General features: G+C 46.4%; 19 protein-coding genes. 12 read left to right on the top strand and 7 right to left on the bottom strand.

Translation table 11 applies throughout. The features are described 5' to 3' along the window. Positions 1–10: 10 nt before the first annotated feature. Together mmuP and mmuM are read left to right on the top strand one after the other, a co-directional pair. Entirely contained in the window at positions 11–1,423 is a 1,413-nt protein-coding gene (mmuP, locus tag MKZ13_RS27075) for an S-methylmethionine permease (RefSeq protein WP_339179634.1), read from the top strand. Further along, positions 1,401–2,468, top strand: coding sequence for a homocysteine S-methyltransferase (gene mmuM, locus MKZ13_RS27070; RefSeq protein ID WP_221820616.1), 1,068 nt, complete (start codon positions 1,401–1,403; stop codon positions 2,466–2,468). Before mmuP ends, mmuM begins: the two co-directional genes overlap by 23 nt. 83 nt (positions 2,469–2,551) lie before the next feature. Here mmuM and MKZ13_RS27065 read toward each other — a convergent pair whose 3' ends face one another. From MKZ13_RS27065 to MKZ13_RS27045, 5 genes are all read right to left on the bottom strand, one after another. Next, positions 2,552–4,954, bottom strand: a complete 2,403-nt coding sequence (locus tag MKZ13_RS27065; protein ID WP_339179630.1) for an FtsX-like permease family protein — start codon at positions 4,952–4,954, stop codon at positions 2,552–2,554. A 2-nt stretch (positions 4,955–4,956) separates the two neighbouring features. Then, positions 4,957–5,715 carry an ABC transporter ATP-binding protein gene (locus MKZ13_RS27060; RefSeq protein ID WP_339179627.1) on the bottom strand — a complete coding sequence of 253 codons (759 nt, stop codon included), beginning with the start codon at positions 5,713–5,715 and terminating at the stop codon, positions 4,957–4,959. A gap of 103 nt (positions 5,716–5,818) precedes the next feature. After that, complete coding sequence (locus MKZ13_RS27055) at positions 5,819–7,261, bottom strand: ATP-binding protein (protein WP_339179625.1); 1,443 nt, start codon at positions 7,259–7,261, stop codon at positions 5,819–5,821. Positions 7,262–7,281: 20 nt separating this feature from the next. After that, positions 7,282–7,983 (bottom strand): response regulator transcription factor, encoded by a 702-nt coding sequence (locus tag MKZ13_RS27050; protein WP_339179622.1) that lies wholly within the window; start codon positions 7,981–7,983, stop codon positions 7,282–7,284. 236 nt (positions 7,984–8,219) lie between these two features. Then, positions 8,220–9,050: an AraC family transcriptional regulator gene (locus tag MKZ13_RS27045; RefSeq protein WP_221820625.1), complete on the bottom strand. Its 831-nt coding sequence runs from the start codon at positions 9,048–9,050 to the stop codon at positions 8,220–8,222. Between the two features lie 198 nt (positions 9,051–9,248). On the opposite strand from MKZ13_RS27045, the gene MKZ13_RS27040 reads away from it, so the two are divergent. Together MKZ13_RS27040 and MKZ13_RS27035 are read left to right on the top strand one after the other, a co-directional pair. Further along, positions 9,249–10,025, top strand: a complete 777-nt coding sequence (locus MKZ13_RS27040) for a sugar phosphate isomerase/epimerase (RefSeq protein WP_036606781.1) — start codon at positions 9,249–9,251, stop codon at positions 10,023–10,025. A gap of 55 nt (positions 10,026–10,080) precedes the next feature. Further along, positions 10,081–11,100, top strand: coding sequence for a Gfo/Idh/MocA family oxidoreductase (locus tag MKZ13_RS27035; protein WP_062836369.1), 1,020 nt, complete (start codon positions 10,081–10,083; stop codon positions 11,098–11,100). 126 nt (positions 11,101–11,226) lie between these two features. Here the strand turns inward: MKZ13_RS27035 and MKZ13_RS27030 are convergent, their stop codons facing one another. Next, the gene (locus MKZ13_RS27030) at positions 11,227–12,174 is read right to left on the bottom strand and encodes an aldo/keto reductase (protein WP_339179618.1); all 948 of its coding nucleotides are present in this window, start codon (positions 12,172–12,174) and stop codon (positions 11,227–11,229) included. 20 nt (positions 12,175–12,194) lie between these two features. Beyond that, positions 12,195–13,199 carry a Gfo/Idh/MocA family oxidoreductase gene (locus MKZ13_RS27025; RefSeq protein ID WP_339179616.1) on the bottom strand — a complete coding sequence of 335 codons (1,005 nt, stop codon included), beginning with the start codon at positions 13,197–13,199 and terminating at the stop codon, positions 12,195–12,197. 118 nt (positions 13,200–13,317) lie between these two features. Between MKZ13_RS27025 and MKZ13_RS27020 the strand changes: the two genes are divergently transcribed. The 8 genes from MKZ13_RS27020 (at position 13,318) to MKZ13_RS26985 (ending at position 22,881) form a co-directional block, all read left to right on the top strand. Further along, entirely contained in the window at positions 13,318–14,157 is an 840-nt protein-coding gene (locus tag MKZ13_RS27020) for a helix-turn-helix domain-containing protein (RefSeq protein WP_339179614.1), read from the top strand. 106 nt (positions 14,158–14,263) lie between these two features. After that, positions 14,264–14,671, top strand: coding sequence for an Rrf2 family transcriptional regulator (locus tag MKZ13_RS27015; RefSeq protein ID WP_339179612.1), 408 nt, complete (start codon positions 14,264–14,266; stop codon positions 14,669–14,671). A gap of 213 nt (positions 14,672–14,884) precedes the next feature. After that, positions 14,885–15,334 (top strand): nuclear transport factor 2 family protein, encoded by a 450-nt coding sequence (locus MKZ13_RS27010; protein WP_074096526.1) that lies wholly within the window; start codon positions 14,885–14,887, stop codon positions 15,332–15,334. Between the two features lie 300 nt (positions 15,335–15,634). After that, on the top strand, positions 15,635–16,153 hold the full coding sequence (gene loaP / locus MKZ13_RS27005) for an antiterminator LoaP (protein ID WP_221820635.1): 519 nt from the start codon (positions 15,635–15,637) through the stop codon (positions 16,151–16,153). Positions 16,154–16,448: 295 nt separating this feature from the next. Further along, positions 16,449–17,444, top strand: a complete 996-nt coding sequence (locus MKZ13_RS27000; protein WP_339179607.1) for a ketoacyl-ACP synthase III — start codon at positions 16,449–16,451, stop codon at positions 17,442–17,444. A gap of 14 nt (positions 17,445–17,458) precedes the next feature. Then, positions 17,459–18,175 carry a thioesterase gene (locus MKZ13_RS26995; protein ID WP_179088547.1) on the top strand — a complete coding sequence of 239 codons (717 nt, stop codon included), beginning with the start codon at positions 17,459–17,461 and terminating at the stop codon, positions 18,173–18,175. Between the two features lie 25 nt (positions 18,176–18,200). Then, a complete protein-coding gene (locus tag MKZ13_RS26990; protein ID WP_339179603.1) occupies positions 18,201–19,070 on the top strand; it encodes a phosphopantetheine-binding protein in 870 nt (289 codons plus the stop codon). A gap of 4 nt (positions 19,071–19,074) precedes the next feature. Continuing rightward, complete coding sequence (locus MKZ13_RS26985; protein WP_339179601.1) at positions 19,075–22,881, top strand: SDR family NAD(P)-dependent oxidoreductase; 3,807 nt, start codon at positions 19,075–19,077, stop codon at positions 22,879–22,881. The last annotated feature ends 14 nt before the right edge of the window (positions 22,882–22,895 follow it).

Below are 22,895 nucleotides of genomic sequence, written 5' to 3'. Positions count from 1 at the left end.
AGCAGCAGGTATGGAGAACAACAACGACAAAGGGCATTTTCAGCGGAAAATGCAGGCACGGCATGTGGTCATGCTCTCTCTCGGAGGAGTTATTGGAACGGGATTATTCCTCAGCTCAGGTTACACCATTCAGCAAGCGGGACCACTGGGTACCATTCTGTCCTATCTGATCGGAGCCATCGTTGTATATCTGGTGATGCTCTGTCTTGGTGAACTGTCTGTTCATATGCCAGAGACGGGAGCATTTCATAGTTATGCAGCCAAATATATCGGACCAGCAACAGGCTACACGGTGGCTTGGTTATACTGGTTAACCTGGACTGTTGCGCTTGGCTCCGAATTCACAGCCGCCGGATTGCTGATGCAGCGCTGGTTCCCATCGGTGAACGTATGGATATGGAGCGCGCTCTTTGCCCTGATGATCTTTCTGTTTAACGCTTTAACGGTGAAATTATTTGCGGAATCCGAGTTCTGGTTCTCATCTGTAAAAGTAGTGACTATCGTAATCTTCATTATTATCGGTGGCGCAGCCATGTTTGGGTTCATTCCGATGGCGGATGCTGAACCAGCGCCGTTTCTATCGAACATTACCGCATCCGGGTGGTTCCCTCATGGGGCTACAGCGATATTGATGACCATGCTTGCTGTAAACTTTGCCTTCTCAGGCACCGAATTAATCGGCATTGCTGCCGGTGAGACGGAGAACCCGGAAAAGACGATACCGAAGGCTATTCATACAACGCTGTGGCGTTTAGTTATTTTCTTCATCGGAACGATCATTATCTTGTCGGCCTTACTGCCCATGTCGGATGCCAGTGTACTGGAAAGTCCGTTTGTAGCGGTAATGGAACGGGTGGGTGTACCCTATGCAGCAGACATTATGAACTTTGTTATTCTGACGGCGATTCTCTCTGCTGCCAATTCGGGCTTGTATGCATCTTCACGGATGCTCTGGTCTTTGGCTGACAAAAGAACGATCTCTCCGTGGTTTGCCAAATTGACCAAAAGTGGGGTACCACTGAATGCACTTCTGATCAGCATGGTAGGTGGTGCGCTGGCCTTGCTGTCCAGCATCATTGCGCCAGGTACCGTATATATAACACTGGTTTCCATTTCAGGTCTGGCTGTTGTTGCAGTATGGATGAGCATCAGTGCCTCCCAATACATGTTCCGCAGACAATATATCCGTGAAGGCCATGCGGTCAAAGATCTGGTGTACCGCACACCACTCTATCCGGTGGTACCGATTGTTTCATTTATATTATGCCTGGCTTCATGCATAGGTATTGCCTTTGACCCGACACAGCGAATTGCGCTGTATTGTGGGGTTCCGTTTATCGCATTATGTTACGCTGCTTATTATCTGACAGAACGTGTGAATAAGAAAAGAGGACAAGTACATGACGCAAGCACAACAGACTAACCCGATAGAACAGATCCTGCGTGAACATCCAGTCATGATTCTGGATGGAGCGTTGGCAACGGAACTTGAACAGCATGGATGTAATCTGGATGATCCGCTCTGGTCGGCTCGTGTGTTGCTTGAGAATCCGGATGTTATCGTTCAGGTCCATGCGGATTATTTCCGCGCAGGAGCCGACTGTGCAATTACATCCAGTTATCAGGCGACGGTGGATGGCTTCAGCAAGAGAGGAATCGATGAACAGGCAGCACTGGAGCTGATCCGCAAGACGGTGGAGTTGGCTGCAAAAGCGAGAGATGCCGTATGGGTGGAAGTGCAGAGTGATTTAGTAGGGAGAGAAAGCTCAACAGGTCAGCTTGTAGAAGCTCCTCCGGTACGTGCCGAGACGGTGGAGAATGAGGAGCAAATAACAGATCGTACAGTAGATCATGAAGGAGATTGTGCTCGTCCACGTCCAATTATTGCCGGGTCCGTTGGGCCGTACGGCGCCTATCTGGCGGATGGTTCAGAGTATGTGGGACATTACGGCGTGTCGGATGTGACGTTGGCTGCTTTCCATCGACCACGTATGGCAGCGTTGCTTGAAGCAGGTGCAGATATTCTGGCTTTTGAGACGATTCCTTCCTTGCAGGAAGCACAGGTGCTGGTTGATGTACTGAAGGAGTTTCCTCATGCGTATGCCTGGTTATCTTTTTCTTTAAAAGACGGGACAAGCATCAGCGAGGGCACACCGCTTGAGGTATGTGCACAGAAGTTTGGCTCTGAGCCGCAGATTGCGGCGATTGGCCTGAACTGTGCTCCGATGGAAGTGGTGAGGGAAGCAGTGGGTATTTTGAGCCGTACCAGCGATAAACCTGTTATTGTGTATCCGAACTCAGGAGAAGTATACGATGCGGCAACGAAGACGTGGAGCGGACAGGGTACATGTGGCAGTATGAGTGATGCTTCTGAGCAGTGGGTTGCGGCGGGCGCGCAAATTATTGGTGGTTGTTGCCGCACTACCCCACATCAGATTGGTGAACTTGCGAAGAAGTGGCGGAAATAGTTCTTATCATAATAACAAGCCCTTCCACATCCTATAGAGGTATGGAAGGGCTTGTTTTATTGTGTTAAGGCATCCTTATTACATTATTCGATAACCAGCATACGTGGCGATGCTTCCCGAATGATTCTTGAAGAGAACCATGAGCCAAGACTGGCTGCAATGATGGTTAGACAGGTGAACAGTACCATGCCACCCCAATGCAGGATCAGTGGAAGTTGTACGATACCATAACCGGAAAGGACCATTTCGAGTAGAAGAGGTAGCAGATATACGCCGACGAAAATACCCAGTATGGCTCCCACGGAGGACAGTATGAACATTCCCATGGTGAGCGATAACCTGATTTGGCGGGATGTCATTCCCAGCGATTTGTATATCCCGTACGTTCTGCTTTCTTTACGAATATTGATTCTACAGGTACTGAAAATAATGATGAACGTCACAGTAATAAACAACAATCCAATGAGGCTCATCGGATAGATCAGGATGTTAGCAGCTTCCACGTAAACGGAATCAAGCAATGTCTTCTGAGTAACTACCGAAGCGAAATCTTTAAATTGCTCATTTAATTCCGAGGCAACCTTATCCGCTTGTGCCATATCGTTCACATTGATGAAGATAACATCAAATTCACTATAACTGGGGTTCACACTTCTCATAGCATCAATGGTGATTCTGCCTGAAACAGACATGTTGGCGATTGCCTGATAGATTCCTGTAATGAGGAATGTACGCTTTTCTCCTTCAATATAGATATCGATAAGATCACCGAGATCTTTATTTGATGTGTTGGCTACACTTACACCAAGGGCAATTTCATTCGCATGTTGTGGGTTAACCCCTTTTAACGTTTCGAATCCAAGTTCTTGATAACTCCCGTCCAGTACATTCAAGTTGATGCTGATGGATTGGCCCTTGACTGTTGCCGAAGACTCCGGGCTAATTACACCCGTTGTGTTCCCTTGCCAGCCTGCATTGCTAATCCTTGAATCCTCTTCTAACGTTTGTTTTAATTCAGTCTTTGGAACGTTACTTTTGTTCACGACCACTGCTGCGATATTGGCATTGTCATACCCCCATTTAGCTGCGGTCTGTTCAATTCCGGTTATACTGGTCAGCAGAACATAACCCAGAACAAGTACGGAAGAAGCCATGGTGGTTAGCAGGAGTGTTAGAACAGAGCTTTTGGTGTTTTTGAACACATGTCGGAATCCAAGCACGGCGGTCACAGGCAGTCGTGTGAAGCCGATCCAGTGGGCCAATGGCGAATTCATTTTGCCAGCCATCCGGCCGTGATCTATCTCCGACATACCATAACGAATAGCTTGCACGGGCTGTATGCTGCGTGCCTTTTTGGCATATAACACAGTGAACAGAATCACTAGAGCAAATAGTAGTGCGCCGGACAGTATGGCCGCATCCAATCCATGGACTGGAATGTTCTGATTCCCCACTCGAAGAGAGGATACAGAAATATTAATGATCCATTTGGATATCCATATACTGAGTGCAAGTCCTGGGATAATGGCTACGATGGATAACATTGCATATTGAATAACATAGGTGCCTATCGTTTTTCGGGAAGTCAGACCTAGTGATTTGAGGATTCCTATCGTTCTGTAATTGGCCAGGATGGCATCTGCAATCGTAAACCCGATGGTCATCAAAGCGATGGAGAGCATGACAACACCCATGAATATCATGATGAATCCAATAACCTGATTGATGATCAGATAGAAAGAGGCAATCGCCTCGAACTCCATTTTGGATTCCAGAAACGGAATACCTGTCTCACGATTGTATCGTTCCCAATACACCGAATTCATGCTGTAATCGTTAAAATGGATGCCCATCATACGATTCTCGTTGCCAGTAAGTGTAGCGAGATCATGTTGATAATCGGTAGGATTCATCCAGACCCGTGCTGTATTGGAGAAGGGTGCCCCGTATGGTACATCGATCACAATACCCGATACATTCAATTCGAGTGTGCTTGAGCCGGTTTTGAAGCCAATGGTATCACCTACCGAAATATGATAGGTATTTGCCATGGACGTTGGAATCCAGACGGAGCCTTGTTCGGGCACTGTGTCGGGCGTTCCACTTGAGAAAATTAGTTCATCCACACCCCAGGGCGGTGGAGGCGTATTAAACATGTACAGGTAGATGTTAGGGATGTGAGTTTCATTCAAAATGATGCCTGACAATGTACGATACGTTAGCAAAGGGGACACCTGAGCTCCATCCTGAGAAGCCCACCAGTTGTGCACAGCGTCAGGGTCATTGAGCCCTTTTTCAAACGTCAGGATCTGATGAGATCCATGGGTTCGGGTATGCATTTCATAAAACTGATTGCCTGTGTTCGCCAGAATGACAATAGCTGTAGATACAAGAAGTGTCGAGAGTAGCAGGAGCAGCGCAATCAGCGCATTTTGTATTTTGTTCCTGTTCAGATACGACAAGCTAAGTTTAAACATGACAGCCATCGTTATTCCTTCCCCGTAACCAAAGCGAAGATAATCGCTTCACGATCCTGAATTTGATGTTCGTCATAGGTGTCAAACTCAAGGATTCCGCCAATCTTGCCGTCCAAAATGTAGATCAGGCGATCTGCCCGACAGGCGGCCTTGATATCATGCGTCACCATAACAACAGACTGTCCTTTTCGGTTGAGGTCTGTAAGGATATTGAGAACAGCTGTGCCGTGTTCCATATTCAGGCTTCCGGTCGGTTCATCCGCAAAAATGATATCCGGTGAATTGATCAAAGCCCGTGCAATGGCAGCTCGCTGCTGTTGTCCTCCAGATGTCTGGGAGGGGAGGCGGTCACGCTGTCCATCAATATCCATGGCATTCATCAGCTCAGCAGCGCGGGATTGGATGTCCTTCGTTTTGTTTCCAGCGATATATCCCGGTAAAGCAATGTTCTCTTTGATGGAAAGGTCTGGGACCAGATTGATGCTCTGATAGATATAACCAATCCGGCGGGTGCGGAAGTCGGACATTTCCCGTTCACTATAAACGTCAATCCGTTGGTTGCGAAAATAGACCTCACCTGCTGTGATCTGATCTAGTCCGCTTAGCATATATAGGAGAGTTGATTTGCCAGAGCCAGAGTTACCCATGATGACCGTGAATTCTCCTTCATAGATGTCGAGATCAACATTACGGATGGCATGATATTGTTCACTTCCGCTGTTGTACGTTTTGCACAGATTCTGTGCACGGATAATCACTTTTTTGGACAAGTCGAATCACTCCCGAGTGCAGTATAGGATTCATTCTAGAGGAGGGATGTTGAGGAAGCCTTATCAAATTATGAATAAAGTATTACAGCTGTTGAGTGTAGGCTCAGCAGATCGGCAGATAGAACCGGAAAGTTGTGCCTTGTCCTTCTTTACTAGTAAAGGAAATATGGCCTCCATGTGCTTCAATAATGCTTTGGCAGATGGAAAGGCCCAGCCCTGTACCTTCCTGAACACGTTGTTCTGCATGACTCGCCTGGCCTCTGAAGTAACGCTGAAAAACAAACGGCATGTCCTGTACACGTATTCCCTGACCCGAATCGGCAATCGTCACTTTCAAGTGCCCGGATTCCAGTTCCATATCAATACGGATCGTGTCTCCTGGAGCTGTATGCTTGAGGGCATTGGCGGCAAGATTGGAGATCACCTGTTCAATTCGAGTGGGATCGATAGCGATTAACACATTGGGGATGTAGTTGGGCCCTTTATAGATAAGCCCCTTTGTTAGGACAACATGTTCAATAGGTTTCAACATCGTCTCCAGTATAGGCCCACTGTACATTTCACGGGTTTCCACCGAAATTTGCCCCAATTCCTGAAGTGCATGAACCAGCAGATCCTCCACAAGGCGGGCTGTCTTATCCGTATGGGTCCGCATGACTCCCATATATTCCATCAGCGTCTCCTGATCGTTGCATAGTCCTTCCTCAATAGCTTCTATGTATGCTTTTATCGTGGTAATTGGTGTTTTAATGTCATGAGATATATTGGTGATGAGTTCTTTTTGTGCTTGTTCCTGCTGAATACGCTGCTCGCTCATATGTTTAATCTCCGTGCGCATTAGATCAAACATGGCATATACTTCGAGCAATTCATCGTTCCGGTTGTACTGGATTTTTTCTTCATAATTGCCTTTAAGCATGGATTCCGCATGTTGCTTCAATTGATGGATGGGAGAGAGCAGATGTTTGTCCAGTTTTCGTTTCATCCAAAATAGAAATAAGCTCAGAATCAGGGACAGGAGCATGAGTGCGCTAATCAATATAACCGGAAAAGTCATCGGTTGCTGAACCGTAACCATAGCTTGGGGGATGGAAAAGATGGCATTGCCGATCTGACTTCCCATCGGTCCATCCATCACGGGAAAAGCAATATCAAGCAAATCGTTACCGCCCGCCGCCTGCGTGGCATGATGCAGATCATAATGAAGAGTTGTACGCAGATTAACTTGCGTTCCTTCAGAGGTGGGGTCGGAGGACAGAATGACTTTTCCATCCAAGTTTAGATAGGTAAGCAGAACTCTGGTCTCTCTGGCGGTGGAACGTATGTCTTTACGAATATTTTGTTCATTAAGATACTGATGATTTTGCTCCAAAGCGAGTAAGATCGGATTGACCTTGAGTCGAACCTGATTCAGGGACAGATTGGATTCGCCTGAATTTTGATCTTGTAACAGCATCATCGACAGTGCAAGAATACTTAAAACGATAATCATGAGAAGCCCAAGTGTTGTTAACAACCAGCGTTTGGACCAGCTGTTCAATGACATGTGGGAGCCTCCAATCTCACTTATTCGTAATTGAATTTGTAACCGACACCCCATACAGTCTTCAGAACGGTCGGATGCGAGGCATCTGCCTCAATTTTTTCACGCAGTCTGCGAATGTATACGGTTACGGTATTTTCATCGCCGTAGGTTGCATATCCCCAGATGGCATCGAGCAACTGGGCTTTGGAGAATACCTGATTCTTATGGCTTGCCAGATAATGAAGTAATTCGAATTCCTTGGCAGACAGAGAAACTTCCGATCCGTTTAATGTAACTTTATAGGCTTTTTTATCAATCACCAGGTTTCCAAGATGCAGCAGATCTGTTCTGTCTCCAACGGATGTCATGCTGTCATAACGCCTGAAGTGGGCATTAATCCGTGCTAACAGTTCGCTCAGCGAGAAGGGCTTGGTCATATAGTCGTCTGCTCCAAAGCCAAGACCAAGTACCTTATCGGTATCACTGCCTCTGGCACTTAGAATGAGGATGGGGATATTGTTGCGCCTTCTGATCTCTCGACAGACCTCGATCCCGTCCATGTCCGGAAGCATAATATCCAGAATGATGTAGTCTGGTTGAATAAGATCCATGATCTGAAGCCCGTCTTGTCCAGTGGCTGCCACGGCGGCTTCATATTGATTTTTGGTTAAATAATCTCGCAGAATGCGCGAAATATCTGATTCATCCTCGATGATGAGGACTTTGCGCTGGTGGGTTAGCATATGTATCGCTCCAGTATGATAGATGGGAATTCAATGAGATATATGAATTAGGTAAGGTGACAGTCTTTATAATTGTACAGTCTTGTTCTCTTGGAGTCACATGAAAAAATATTGAAGTGTACTTCATTCTTATATAAAACGTTCTGACTTCCAGTCGTACTGAGAGTTGATCATAGTTCAATGTATTAAAATAACCCATGAACCTCTTTAAGGTCATGGGTTTCTGATACTTAACATCATACATGCTCCAGATCATCGATAGGCTCATGCTGCTTGGATTTGAGATACTCCGCCGGAGACACACCGAAGTGCGCCCGGAATACCCGGTGGAAATAGGAGTAGCTTGCAAAACCGCAGGATTCCGCAATATGCTCCAGTGTCATTTCACTGTATTTCATTCGTTCCAGCGCTGCATTCAGACGGATCTCAATCGCATATTGAATCATGGTCTGATTGTAGTGCTCCTTGAATAAACGGACTGCACGTGACAGACTGAGCCCCGCATAACGAGCCGCTTCCTCAAGCTTGAACGTAACCGTGGCATGCTCCTCAATAAAACGTTTTAACTTCAGCGCAGAGGACACTGCCCGATCAGTCTGAATATTCTCTTTAATTGCCCGGTCAATATACAGACATAATCCGCGCAGTAACGCATCCTTTAGCTCCGCATTCTCCTCAAGAGGTCCGCGACGTTTCTCAAGTAACATATTTCTCCAAAGGCTGATGAGCTTGTCATCAAGTCCAATTCGGCTCACGGTAGATCGATGCTGCCGTTTCCACCAGTTCTCGATCCAGCTGCCCTCGCAGAACAGATAATAATCTCCGCTGGACAAACGTCCTTCCTTATGCGGTTCATCTACAACGAGATGATAGTCGTCACCAGGCTTTAAGAGCAGCAAGTCCCCGCTCGTCATCCTGAATTCCTCATCCTGTACATATACTTTGCATGAGCCTTCGGTCTGCAGACGGAACAGGTAGGTTTGCAGCTCGCCCTTCATATTATGAGTGAACGCCTTATAGTGGTATGAGTAGTCACAGATCAGTACAGATGTCTCTAACGTATCCAAAGATAAAATCCCCCAATATGTACATCCTGCATGCATTCAAATGTGCTCCATTTAATAGATGCAAAATGATGGAAATAAAATTTGATCAGATAGTTCATGTTCTGACTATATTGTATATGTTCATTCTAGCCTGTTTTGCGTTAGGATGATACCAGATAGAGCAATGAAAGCAAATTTGAGAACAGAGGTGTATCCTACATGAAAAAACTTAATATTGGTTTGCAATTGTTTACACTCCGTGATGAAACTGCAGCAGATTTTCGTGGTACGTTGCGTAAGGTAGCGGCCCTTGGATATGAAGGTGTGGAGTTTGCCGGATATGGCGATATTCCAGCTGAGGAAATGAAAGCGCTACTAGATGAACTTGGACTGAAAGGATTCAGCAGCCACGTTTCATTACATGCGATGCGCGAAGACTTGCAGAAACAAATCGATTACTTGAAAACAATTGGTGCACAATATATCATTTGCCCTTACCTGATGCCAGAAGATCGTCCTGAGAATGCAGAAGGTTGGACCAAGCTATTCGCTGAGTTACAACAATATGGAGCTGAAGCAGCGAAACAAGGATTGATCTTCGGATACCATAATCATGACTTTGAATTCCACGGTCAGGTTGGCGATGCCAATGCCTTTGATGCCATGTTTGCTCAAACATCACCGGAAGCGGTAAAAGTGGAAATGGATGTATGTTGGGTACAATTTGCGGGACAAAATCCGATCGAGTATATTAATAAATATGCGGGTCGCTTGCCGCTGCTTCATCTGAAGGACTTCAGCAAAGACGAACAGGGCCAGATGAAAACACTGGAATTGGGACAAGGTTCAGTTGACCTGCCGGCTGTTATTGAAGGCGCTACGAATGCAGGTGTGGAATGGCTGATCGTGGAACAAGACGTATGTCAGAACCCTCCGCTTGAGAGCGTATCCAACAGCTACAACTGGTTGAAAGAAAACTACCTGAATCAATTCTAATGGACCATCGAACCATGAAAAATGTGAATCTATTTGTCAAAGGAGACTTATGTACATGAGTAAAATTAAAGTTGCTGTATTCGGCTGTGGAGCCATTGCCGAGCGCAGACATATTCCAGAGTACGCTGCCAATGAGAACGTAGAACTTGTCGCTTTTGCCGATCCGATTGTGGAGCGTGCGGAGAAGATGGCCGAGACTTACGGCGGTAAAGCGTATTCCAGTTACGAAGAATTGCTTGCAAACGAAACGGTGGATGCCGTTAGTGTGTGTACACCAAACTATCTGCATGCGCCAATGGCGATTGCTGCTGCAAATGCGGGCAAGCATGTATTGGTTGAGAAACCAATGGCAGTATCCACTGAGGAAGGCGAGCAAATGATCGAAGCTGCCAAGAAAAATGGCGTGTACTTGATGGTTGGACACAACCAGCGTTTGATGCCTCCTCACGTAAAAGCAAAAGAAATTCTCGACTCCGGCAAACTCGGTAAAGTCCTGAATTTCCGTACATCCTTCGGTCACCCGGGTCCGGAAGCATGGAGTGTGGACGGAGCGGAAAGCTGGTTCTTCCGTAAAGAAGAAGCGATTATGGGCGCGATGGGCGACCTGGGCGTACACAAATCAGACTTCATCCGTTATTTGCTAAATGATGAAGTATCTGAAGTGGCTGGTTTCATCAGCACACTGCACAAGGAAGGCACTAAAGTTGACGATAACGCAACTTGTTTGCTGCGTATGAAGAGCGGAGCGATCGGAACGCTCGTAGCAAGCTGGACACAATACAGAGCTGGAGACAACAGTACAGTGCTGTGGTGCGAGAATGGCGTTATGAAGATCGGAACAGTGGAAGGCGATGAAGTTATCGTTGAACTGACCAATGGTACAGTTGAGACGTACAAAGTTGGTGCCATGGCTACCAATGAGAAACAAGTGCCGAGTGGTGTAATTGACGCATTTGTAGAGTCGATTGTAACCCAAACACCTCCAGCGATTTCCGGAGAAGAGGGATTACGTTCCCTGCAAGTGATCCTGGCAGCATTCGAATCCGAGAAAACAGGTCAGATCATTAAGCTGTAATTCAACTGAATAACAGTGCAATTTCTAACATTCTATATGGCTTAATCTATGACATAAAGGACTTACCTTCAGAGATGTGCTCTGGGGTAAGTCCTTCTGTATTTGTTGATGAATAATTAACTTTCTTTAGATGCCGGCCGGCACTTCACTGCCTAGGTCCAGCCATGTTATTTCAGCAGGAGTCAGCGTGATGCGGGAACCTTCGTCACAGGACAGCAGCTCCGCCTGATTCTGGGCTCCGATCAGGGCACAAGTTGGGAACGTCTGATTCAATACATAAGCGAGTGCAATCTGGATCGGTGTTGTTTTCTTCGAATTCGCCAATTGTTCAGCCCGGCGCAACCGTTCCCAGTTGCCATCACTGTAAAATACACGCACCAGATCTTCGTTATCCCGAACTTCAGGTGTGAATCTTCCAGTGAAGAAACCACGTGCTTGGGAGGACCAGGATAGCAAGGGCAACTTGGATTGCTCATGCCATGCCAGTGTCTCTGCATCTGCTGACACACAGCCTTCCCAGAAAGGTTCGTTTGCTTTGGCGAGACTGAGATTTGGGCTGCTGAATGTGAAGCCCTTCAGGCCATTTGCCGCAGCGTATGCATTGGCTTCCTCGAGCCGCTGCCAGGTCCAGTTGGAGGCGCCAATTGCGCCGACTTTACCGGATTCAATATGTTCGTTCAGTGCTTCAAGAATAACACTGACAGGGGTATTGGGATCATCCCGGTGCAAGGCATACATCTCTACGTGATCTGTCTGCAGACGCTCCAGACTTTCCATCAAGTCACTGCGGATGGCATCAGCGTTCACACGTGGTCCATTCTGGTCATGATGCGCGCCTTTGGTGAGAATGACGATCTGGTCGCGGTTACCACGTTCCTTCATGTAACGACCAAGGACTTCTTCACTCTGTCCACCACAATAGATATGTGCTGTATCTACAGTGTTACCACCAATCGACAGAAAAGCATCCATGTTCGTAGCTGCTTTATCGTAGGCATCATGCACGAAATAATCGGTTCCTTTAATCAATCTGGAGACACGTTTACCTGCACCAGCAATTTCGATATATTCCATAAGTCAGTTCATCCTCTCAATTATAGTGTAATTCGTGTACGTTCTTCCGCTGAACGAAGGCAAGCTTCCAGTACTTTCATATTAGCTACTGCATCGGAAGGGGCGAAGCGCAGATCCTTGCTCTGAAGTACAGCACGTGCCATATCATCTCCCTGCAGAGAGTAGTGGTTCACTTGCGGAACTTCAATCTCTCTGCGTTCACCACCAGTCGTTACATAGAAGTTGGAACTGCGGTCCTGTCCGCTGATAAATGCGGAAGGTACTTCAATAATCCCGTCGGATCCCAATACCTCCAGCGTGTTGCGGAAGGCTGCCCACATGCTGCTGTCAAACGTCACGCCAACGTGATTATCGAATTCCAGCAGTCCGGAAGCCATCATATCGACTTGATCATGCTGTGGAGAGAACATGCCAATAACGGTAACTGCGCTTGGTTCTTGACCAAGCAACAGACGTGCTACGCTGATGGAATAACATCCGATATCATACAGTGCACCTCCGCCCCAATCCCGCCGAAAGCGGACATTGCCGGATGCATTGGAGTTATTAAATGAAAATGTGCTGTGCATACCACGAATCTCACCAATCTCACCGCTGGCAATGATATCCCGGATCTGCTCATATCTTGGATGATGGCGGTACATGAATGCTTCAGCCAGCTGCACACCTGCATCTGCACAAGCTTGAACCATCTCCTGAGCTTCCTGTTCTGTCAGAGCCAGTGGTTTTTCGCACAAAATATGTTTGCCTGCTTCAGCAGCACGGATCGTCCAATCGCGATGCAGATGATTCGGCAATGGGATATATACGGCATCAATGGAATCATCCGCGAGCAAAGCTTCATAACTGCCATAAGCCTTGTCGATCCCAAGTTGTTCGGCAGTCTGTTTGGCTTTATCTTCGTCCCGACTGGCAATCGCGGTTACTTCATTCAACTCGGATTGCTGCAGGCCTGGAATGACGGATTCCACAGCAATGCTAGCGCTACCAAGAATGCCCCAACGCAATTTTTGAACTGAATTCATTTGTTGTATCCTCCTGTGTATGAATGTATATTGTGATTATAAAGAATAGACCAATGAATTAAAATGATAATATATTGAAGTTAGTTAACACAATATTGTTGATTAAGGAGAACCGGCTATGATGAGACAATCCGTATTGCTTACCCTACAGGATATTCCATATTTTTGTTATCCCGAGTCCGTTGGACATTATATGGACCACGTCCAGCATTCCGTGTTGCGTGAGGCTGGCGCACTGAACAACTTTAATATTCACTACGTTGCTTCGGGCAAGGGATATGTTGAAGTGGACGGGGTGGTGCATGAGCTTCGTGCAGGTCAGGCGGTTCTCTATTTCCCGCAGCAGCGGCAGCATTATTATAGTAGTGAAGATGATCCCTGGGATGTACGATGGCTTCATTTTTACGGTGAACGTCTGCATGATTATATGATCGAGCGGGGGTTACATCGCAATCTATTGTGGACACTGCGGCAACGCAGCTCTTGGGAAGAGGCTCATCTGGCCTTGCTCACTGAGGCGGAACAGAACACGATGCTGCGTCCGGCTCAGCTATCCACACTGACTTATGCCGTACTCGCCGAGTTCGTGCAGCATGCGGTACCTTTAAAGAGCACACGCACTACCAGCAAGACGGAGAGTCGGGTTCTTGCGCTGCTTCCACAGATGCAGCAGGAGGCCTGCCAACCTTTCCTGTTACAGGACTGGGCGGATCTCGCAGGTGTGAGTTCGTATTACTTTTGCAAAATGTTCAAGAGTGCTGTGGAGATGACACCCATGGAGTTTATCACTCGTTCACGGCTACAGATGGCGAAGCAATGGTTACTCGAACGGCCTACGGCCAACATTGGACAAATCGCGGAGGAAGCGGGGTATCCCAATGCCAGTTATTTTAACCGCCAGTTCATGGCCCATGAGGGGATGACACCTACGGATTACCGCGGATTGTATCACAATTAACCCGTATCCTTTCGTTGTTGCCAGCGCTTGAGGCATAGTGGTTTGACAGAGAGCTCAATCAAGTCTATTATGGATAAATTAAATCCGTATATAATGAGGTGCCCTCATGAAATATTCAAAAGCGACAAATTATGCTTTGCATACGATGCTGCATCTTGTAAGTACTGCTCCTGAGCAGCTGGTTAGTGTACACCAACTTGCAGAATTGCAGAAGGTATCACCAACGTATCTGTCCAAAATTTTGACCAAATTGGTTAAGGCGGGCATGATCGAATCGACTTCTGGCGCTAATGGTGGCTACCGGCTTAGTCGTAAAAATCCTGATCCTTCTTTTCTGGAGATCATTCATGCGATTGAAGGTCAGGCGTCCCTGTTCGAATGTTCCCAGAATCATAACGCAGGCTGTTTGATCCAGCAGGTGATGGTGCAGGCGGAAGAAGAGATGGAAAGTTTTTTGAACAATAAAAAAATGTCAGAACTGGCTTCCCAGATGCAGGGTGCACATTCCCTGTAACTTGCACTAGAAGTGAAATTTCGATGGACGCGGTTAACTCTTGTGGCACATAGGTATATCCAGGTCTTTCCCCAACCTCGCGAGAGGTAAGGAAAGATTTTTTTGTATCGTTGTACCTATTAGAAGCCGAATGGTACAATAAGGAAGGTATAGTATGCATACATACATGATCCAAATCTTACATCACATTTTACATCTCTGGAGGGACAACACATGAGCCAATCAACGATCACAGGACTGGAACAATTGCTCGCGCTTGAAAACATTCGGAATACCAAGGCGCGTTATTGCCGCTATATTGATACGAAGCAGTGGGATACCTTGGGTGACGTATTCGCTCCGGATGCTGTGGCCGATTTCAGCACAGAAGGCAATCCAATTCCGGTATTAACAGGCCGAGATACGATCGTACAAGTCTTCCGTGATCTGGTGGATGTTGCCGTAACCGTGCATCATGTACATAGCGCTGAGGTTGAATTTGTATCCGAGAACGAAGCAAAGGTCATCTCCCCAATGGAAGATTGGGTCACTTTCCCGGAGGGCAATGAGAACAAATCCTTCCACGGATTTGGGCATTACCACGAAACTTTTGTCAAAATCGACGGCCAGTGGTACATCAAACATACAAGTCTGAAACGTCTTCGTTTGGACCTGTTTGAATAGGATAAGGATGGATAAAGATCACTTACAGAGGTTCGGTGCTGTAAGTGATTTTTTGGTTACCATGGAAACGAGTATTGTTCCGAAATTCGATATCAGACAAAATGTGAGTGCTTTATGTGAATTGTAAGATTATTTTACATAAAATTGAATTAATAGCATTGACGTTCCAAAAGTCATGGGTTAAGATATTCACAACAAAACAATTACATTTTATTACACAAATTGAAACTTAGGGATTTAATTCTCTCATATTTTATGTATATTTCCGCTTGGCTAATTTGTTAATCAGAGGATGATGCCATGAACTGGTACGCATTGTTTGTACATACAGGAAGCGAAGAAGTCATTAGGAAATACCTACATATGTATCTAGGAACCTCCATCCGAGTTTTAATCCCCAAGAGAAAAGTTCCGGAGAAGAAATCAGGTATTTTTGAAGCCTGTACCAAAAAACTCTTTCCTGGTTATGTATTAATTCAAGTCAACATGTCCGCCGAAACATACCACTTAATCTGTTCTATTCCTCATATCATTAAAATGCTGGGAACTAATGCAAGCTGCACGCCAATCCCGGATCATGAAATGACCACATTGCTTAACCTCATCAATCCGGAAGATATTATCGATTATTCAACCGTATATATGGAAAATACCAAAGTTGTGGTGCTGGATGGCCCATTGATGGGAAACGAAGGCATCATTAAGAAGATTGACAAGCATACACGCAGAGCAAAGGTGTGGCTTCATCTAACAGGCTACGATGAACCCAAATTAGTTGATTTGGGTGTTGAAATTTTATATGCAACACAAGAAAAATGAGTACTCAGACATGTTATGGTCACATACGACAACCAAAACCGGAGGAGCAGAATGAAGCTTAGGCACATTTTGCAACCAAAGGAGTCATATGCATAAACACTGAAATACACATTGTGTATCAACAGGGCGAAGCCATGTACGTTGAGCAGTCATCACTACATGTTGTTGAATAAGGTATTTCTGTGACAGTAAAGCGCAAACAAGCGGCTGAGCTGTTCTTTTTGTTGTCTTCAGGAAATTTATTGTTTTCAGAGAGGGCTGCTCACCTTGGATTCAGGAAAGGAAGACGTGATGCATGAGACAAATGACCATTCGCGGTATCGGCATGTATGTGCCGGAATCCGTGTTGACGAATCAGGGGCTGGAGGCCATGGACATTAACGCCAATGCGGACTGGATCTACCATAACCTTGGAATCCGCGAACGAAGAATCTCCCATAAGCATGAGTATACCAGTGATTTGGCATTGGAAGCTGCGAGACAAGCTATAGAGCAGGCTGCGATGGATGCCGAGGATATTGATATGATCATTATGGCGACCTTCACACCGGATCGTTTAATACCACATCCGTCCGCTCTTGTGAAGGAAAAGCTTGGAGCAGACCAAGCCATTTGTCTGGATCTTCGCGCGGGCTGTGCCGGGTTCAGCTATGGATTATTGAATGCGTATTATACGTTCCAGGCTGAAGAAGATATAAGCAATATTCTAGTCATCGGCGCGGATACCTATTCGAAAGTAACGGATTGGCAGGATCGGGCAGCATGTTCCAGTGTGGGAGACGGCGCAGGGGCATTTGTCTTACAGGAATTAGATGAAAATGACTCTTATCACAGCGTTTTTTTGAACGGAATCATGCATCACGAGAATATGGAAGATATCAGTTATGGAACATTGCCTGTTCATTATGGACACATTCCTGACGGATCTGTTTCCGTCTATACGTCCAATGGCCGATATTTATATGAACAATTGGTCCGAGGTATCCCACGGCTCGTGAATCGTCTTTTGCGCAAAGTAAAATGGAATATGGGGGAAGTAGATCTGTTTATTTTCCCGCAAACGAACAGTAATCTGATTCGAGAACTCGCCGTTGCCTTGGGCATCCCACAAGAAAAAGCCTATATGACGATGGAAAAATACGGGTATACCTCTAACGCCTGTTTGCCAATTGCGGTGACCGAGGCTGTGAAGCAAGGGGCACTGAAAGCAGGTAATCGTGTTGTGTTGGTTGGGGCCGGGGCTGGAACGTATTATTGCGCTACAGCGATTAGATGGGGAGAAGTCGTGTAAGTGGAGAGGAGATTATGACCAAGATGCGATTATATTGTGTCCCTTATGCAGGTGGTTCAGCATCAATATATAACAAATGGAAAAAGGGGTTATCCGAATCCATTGTGCTGAATCCGGTTGAACTTGCAGGACGTGGATTGAAATTCTCCAAGCCGCTCTATGAGAGTATTCAGCAAAGTGTAGATGATGTATTTGATTATATATCTAGCGATTTACCAGATGAGGAGCCATATGCCCTATTTGGACATAGCCTCGGAAGTCTGATTATCTATGAACTGTATAACAAAATGCATGAAGAGCAGTTCAGGAAACCCATACACATGTTTTTCTCGGGGCGAGAGACGCCGGATTATAAAAAAGAACAGGTCTATTACCATTTGCCCGAAGGACAGTTCATCGACCGCATTAAGGAAATGGGCGGTACCCCGGATGAGTTCTTTGAGAACCAGCAACTGATGGATATGTTTATCCCCATATTACGTAAGGATCTGGAGATGAATGAGACGTATACCTACGAAGAGAAGCCTTATAAGCTGCAATGTGATATCACGATACTGAACGGAGCAGAGGATGAAGGTTACATTCTGGATTGTGCAGAACGTTGGAGAGGTTATACGGAACAAGGAAGTGCCGCCCGGATATACAAAGGGGGGCATTTTTATTTATTTGAAGGCAGTATGCATCGGGTGACTAGCATGATCAATCAGACATTAACAAGTTATATGGAGTAGATCCTATACGGAGGTGAGGTGTCCAATGAATCAACGGCAGATTACTTCAATTGAACAGCTAGAGACAACTATTCTGGACGTATTTCATGTGGTGCTGGGAGCTGATGCGGGAGTCACAACCACGATTAATTTTTTTGACTTAGGGAGTGATTCTCTGCTTCTTGCCCAGGTCTATAATCAACTTGAAAAATTATATCCAGCCCAAATTACGTTAACCAATATGTTTGCCTATCCTACGATCTCCAGACTTGCCAAATTCATCGCAGACCAGGAAGGCATGGAACTGGAAGCATACCCTGTTCCATTGGATTACATGCAGAATGGTGGACAGGCCCTTCAAGACCATCGGTATGAATTCCGGATCGAGAAGGATCGCTTTAATGAAATCAGGAACTTGTCCAAAACGGCAGGCTGCACGCCTGTAGAATGGTTATGGTCTTTGTTTGCATATCTGTTGACGGAGATTGGCAATCAGCCGCAACTCACGGTCTATACACTGATTTATCGGATGAATCATATCAGTTCCATTCCGCTGGATGTGCAAGAGGTGCAGGATTTCAATGAGTTGTTTGCCCTAGCTAAACAAGCTTTACATACAGCAGACGAACAGCCTGGTCATCATATCCAGGATCTGGTTAGAGCAGGGATGAGATCACAGCATGACGCCATCCGTCCGCTATTTTACGAGGCAGATTATGTCAGTGGAGGCAGGGGGGCGCTGGAGGAACTGTTTGATGTCATCTGTGAAATTCAGAATGAAAAACGAAATATGGTGGTAACGCTGTATTGTAAACCCGGAATGAATACGGTTCAATGGAACCTTTTTTTCAGAACCTATGATCAAATGCTTGCCAAAGTGATTGAAAGTCTCCGCTCAGCGGCTGAAAGGGGATAAAACAATGAAAAACAAACTGATGGATTTCAGTGAACTGGGTATTCGTGACACAGCTCAGACGGAGTCGTCTAGTCAGCTACCTCCAGTGGCAACTCCAGCTACTATCCGTCCGGGTGATATCGCGATCGTTGGGCTCAGTGTTCGTATGCCCTTGGCAGATGATGCGGAGCAATTCTGGAATAACTTGTTGCATGGTCTGGATTGTACGAGGGATCTGCCGGAGCAGCGACGCCAGGATGCCGATAATTACATCTCTCGTAAAATGAACCCTGGTGAAGACACCAAATATTTGGATGGCTCTTATCTGGAACATATCGATACCTTTGATTATCCCTTTTTTCGATTTACCCCAAAGGAAGCCAGTTTAATGAATCCGGCTCAACGTATCTTTATGGAGACAGCTTGGGCCGCTTTTGAAGATGGAGGATATACCAGTGAGAAGCTGGCGGGAAGCAATACAGGAGTATACGTTGGACTGGTATCCGATCTGGAAGGTTATCGGTATAAAGAGATGATTCATGATGTGGAGCCACAGTCTCTGCCGATCTCGGTCACAGGCAATCTATCCTGCATTTTACCCAGCCGTTTATCATACCTTCTTGATCTGAGAGGGCCGAGTATGGTGGTGGACACTGCCTGTTCTTCATCTCTGGTTGCAGTGCATCATGCTTGTAATGCCATTCGTTTGGGTGAGTGTGACATGGCGCTGGCAGGAGGCGTAAAACTCAACGTTCTTCCTCTGGACAAGGATTACTACCGAATGGGCATTGAATCATCGAATGGCATGACACGCCCCTTTGATGATAGCTCAGATGGTTCCGGAATAGGTGAAGGTGCGGCAGTCATTATGCTGAAACCACTTCAGGATGCTATCAGGGACAAGGACCAGGTGTATGCAGTCATTAAGGGCAGTGCCATTAACCAGGACGGGAACTCCATGGGGATTACGGCGCCGAATGCCAGAGCCCAGAGTGAGGTCATTGTGAAGGCGTGGAAAGCTGCGGGGGTCGATCCGGAAAGTATCGCTTATATTGAAACCCATGGAACCGGGACTGTCTTGGGAGATCCGATTGAAATCGATGGCATTAAGGGAGCATTTGAGCAATACACCGATAAGAGGCAATTTTGTGCGATCGGTTCGGTGAAGTCCAATATCGGACATTTGTATGAAAGTGCTGGGATTACAGGACTTGTTAAATCCGTATTGTCCTTAAAAAAAGGAATTTTACCTGCGGTGCAGCATTTCGATCGCCCGAATCGCAATATTGATTTTAGTGGAACGCCTGTGTATGTAAATACACGTAACCGAATCTGGCCTGCTGAGGGTGAACCTGTACGAATGGGTGTCAGTGCATTTGGATTCAGCGGAACCAATTGCCATCTCATTCTGGAGCAGGCGGGTGCAATGGAAACCAACAGCGAGACTGAGACGCGGGAGTACCTCTTCCCTCTTTCAGCCAAGACGCTTCAAGCCCTGCAACAATATATATCCAAATATACGAAATATCTGAAAACAACCGATCACACGTTAGCTGATATATGTTACACGGCAGGCACCTCCCGAACCCATTATGAACACCGTCTGGTACGGATTGCTTCCAGCAAAGAGGATTTGCTCGCCCAACTGGCCGAACTTGAAGAAGGCGGATTGGAATTCATTCGAGAGCAGTCAATCCCGGAGTCCAGTCAGCTGCATTTAACCGCTCATTGTGAAACCTATCTTGGGGGTGGGGAGGTAAGCTGGCCAAGCCTGTATTCAGGTGAGGATGTTCGCCGAATCAGCATCCCGACGTATCCATTTGAAGCTCATCGCTGCTGGATTGAGCTATCTGCTCCTCCGTCCCAAACCAAGACGGATGCCAGCGCTATGGAGAACATTCACCATTATGAGTTGGGTTGGGTTCCTGAACCGGAACGTAATTTCGATCGGAAGTTATCGGAAGGTCATATCGTTATTTTTATGGACGAAAAAAGAGAGGAAAAAAGAGAAGATCTATCTCTTCGTAAGACACTACAGCAGCAGGGGCATCAGGTTATAGAAGTGTTTGATGGACCTTCGTTCCTTCAAGTATCTTCCGAGAAGTATGTCATTTCAGACCATCGTGAGAGCATGGAACAATTGTGGGCTCATTTGGAAAAATTGACGATCACCCGGATTATCTATATTCAACAGGATCAGTCCTTTCATCCATTCTTCTATCTCCTTCAGGAGATGATAGGTGCCCAATCACAGGAGCCTGTTGACCTGGTGTTGTTGACGAATCCAATCCATTCCATCACCGGAAGAGAAGAAAATGTATTTCCTCAGGCTGCCCTGATGTTTGGTCTGGGTTTGGCTGGACGAAAAGAAGATGCACGCCTGCAATGCCGATCCATCCAAGTGGACGCGGAGACTTCGCTCCAGGATATTGTGGCTGAACTGGATCATGAAAGTGATGATTATGGTGTAGCTTATCGTGCAGGTACGCGTTACATTCAGCAGTTTGGAGCGCTGGACCCGAGTGCGTATCCTAAATGGAACTACAACATTCGCAATGACGGATTGTATCTCATTACTGGCGGACTGGGCGGCATTGGGCTGGAGCTTGGATTACAACTCGCGGAGCGATACCCGGGAATTACACTCGCACTGGTGAACAGAACTTCGCTTCCCGCACGAGAAGAGTGGGATAGCATTCTTGCTACACATTCCAACGAAGTGTTAGCTCAGAAAATCCGATCTGTGCAACAAATGGAAGCTGCTGGTGCGACAGTTCTTCCTTACCAAGCAGACATTTCAGATGAAGCTTCCATGCGAATGATTTTGAGTGAATTACGTCAGAAATACGTTCGCATTGCAGGTGTCATTCATGGAGCAGGGGTCGCTGTAGGTGGAGATCATCCACTTAAGGATAGAACGATAGAAGAAGCTGAACGTGTATTATGCCCTAAAGTGCAAGGAACCCAGGTCGTGGATCAACTCACCAGAGAGGACAATCCAGACTTTTTTGTGATGTTTTCATCCATTGCAACGTTATTTAGCGGACCGGGACAGGCCGATTACGTTGCTGCCAATGCGTATCAGGATGCTTACGCAGCCTATCGCAACCAAGAGATGGACGGAACGATGACGGTCAACTGGTCAACCTGGAAAGAAACAGGCGCAGCTGCCGCAACGGGCTACGGAGTAGACACCCTTTTCAAAGCAATGACCAATAAAGAGGCTCTGACTTGGCTGGATCAGGTGGAAGGACGTCAGATTGAACGTGTATTGATAGGACAGATGTCGACAGACCGTGGCATGTTGAAGATGATTCGCAACTATCCGTTTAGACTTTCTCCTCAAGTGGAGAGCTGGATTGATTCACGTCTACAGAGAACTTCATCACCGAAGGCGCCAGCGCCAGTGACCCCGCAAAGTGTAGCCCGGCAGGATACCGTGCTGAATGGTGCGGATGACGGAGAATACACACCATGGGAGAGAAAGGTTGCCGAAGTGTGCCAAGCTATTCTGGGCTTTAATGAAATTGATATCCATGACAGTTTCTTCGAACTTGGAGCTGACTCGATTCTGGTGAAACAAATGTATGCACAACTTGACCGTCAGTACCCGGGGGTACTCGTTGTTGCAGATCTGTTCGAACATCCGTCTGTGCACCGATTGGGTGGATATCTCGCTGATAAAACAGGCCACAAACGGGAGAAGAAACAGGTAGAGGAGCCTGTAGGTGGTGCAATTGCGCTGGACGAGGAAGTCCATTCTCTTTTTGATCAGTTGGAAGATGGCAAGATCAGCATGGAGGATATGCTCAAAGGATTAAAACATATCTGATATGTAAGGGGACG

The organism is Paenibacillus sp. FSL R5-0701, assembly GCF_037973995.1.
Classification (GTDB): Bacteria; Bacillota; Bacilli; order Paenibacillales; family Paenibacillaceae; genus Paenibacillus.
Note: the sequence above shows the minus strand (reverse complement) of the source record. Positions and strands in the feature narration are given on the sequence as shown.

Excerpts from the sequence above, each read along its gene's own strand:
- mmuP (WP_339179634.1), top strand. The coding sequence starts at position 11 with ATGGAGAACAACAACGACAAAGGGCATTTTCAGCGGAAAATGCAGGCA.
- mmuM (WP_221820616.1), top strand. The coding sequence starts at position 1,401 with ATGACGCAAGCACAACAGACTAACCCGATAGAACAGATCCTGCGTGAA.
- MKZ13_RS27065 (WP_339179630.1), bottom strand. The coding sequence starts at position 4,954 with ATGGCTGTCATGTTTAAACTTAGCTTGTCGTATCTGAACAGGAACAAA.
- MKZ13_RS27055 (WP_339179625.1), bottom strand. The coding sequence starts at position 7,261 with ATGTCATTGAACAGCTGGTCCAAACGCTGGTTGTTAACAACACTTGGG.
- MKZ13_RS27050 (WP_339179622.1), bottom strand. The coding sequence starts at position 7,983 with ATGCTAACCCACCAGCGCAAAGTCCTCATCATCGAGGATGAATCAGAT.
- MKZ13_RS27040 (WP_036606781.1), top strand. The coding sequence starts at position 9,249 with ATGAAAAAACTTAATATTGGTTTGCAATTGTTTACACTCCGTGATGAA.
- MKZ13_RS27035 (WP_062836369.1), top strand. The coding sequence starts at position 10,081 with ATGAGTAAAATTAAAGTTGCTGTATTCGGCTGTGGAGCCATTGCCGAG.
- MKZ13_RS27030 (WP_339179618.1), bottom strand. The coding sequence starts at position 12,174 with ATGGAATATATCGAAATTGCTGGTGCAGGTAAACGTGTCTCCAGATTG.
- MKZ13_RS27025 (WP_339179616.1), bottom strand. The coding sequence starts at position 13,199 with ATGAATTCAGTTCAAAAATTGCGTTGGGGCATTCTTGGTAGCGCTAGC.
- MKZ13_RS27020 (WP_339179614.1), top strand. The coding sequence starts at position 13,318 with ATGATGAGACAATCCGTATTGCTTACCCTACAGGATATTCCATATTTT.
- MKZ13_RS27015 (WP_339179612.1), top strand. The coding sequence starts at position 14,264 with ATGAAATATTCAAAAGCGACAAATTATGCTTTGCATACGATGCTGCAT.
- MKZ13_RS27010 (WP_074096526.1), top strand. The coding sequence starts at position 14,885 with ATGAGCCAATCAACGATCACAGGACTGGAACAATTGCTCGCGCTTGAA.
- loaP (WP_221820635.1), top strand. The coding sequence starts at position 15,635 with ATGAACTGGTACGCATTGTTTGTACATACAGGAAGCGAAGAAGTCATT.
- MKZ13_RS27000 (WP_339179607.1), top strand. The coding sequence starts at position 16,449 with ATGAGACAAATGACCATTCGCGGTATCGGCATGTATGTGCCGGAATCC.
- MKZ13_RS26995 (WP_179088547.1), top strand. The coding sequence starts at position 17,459 with ATGACCAAGATGCGATTATATTGTGTCCCTTATGCAGGTGGTTCAGCA.
- MKZ13_RS26990 (WP_339179603.1), top strand. The coding sequence starts at position 18,201 with ATGAATCAACGGCAGATTACTTCAATTGAACAGCTAGAGACAACTATT.
- MKZ13_RS26985 (WP_339179601.1), top strand. The coding sequence starts at position 19,075 with ATGAAAAACAAACTGATGGATTTCAGTGAACTGGGTATTCGTGACACA.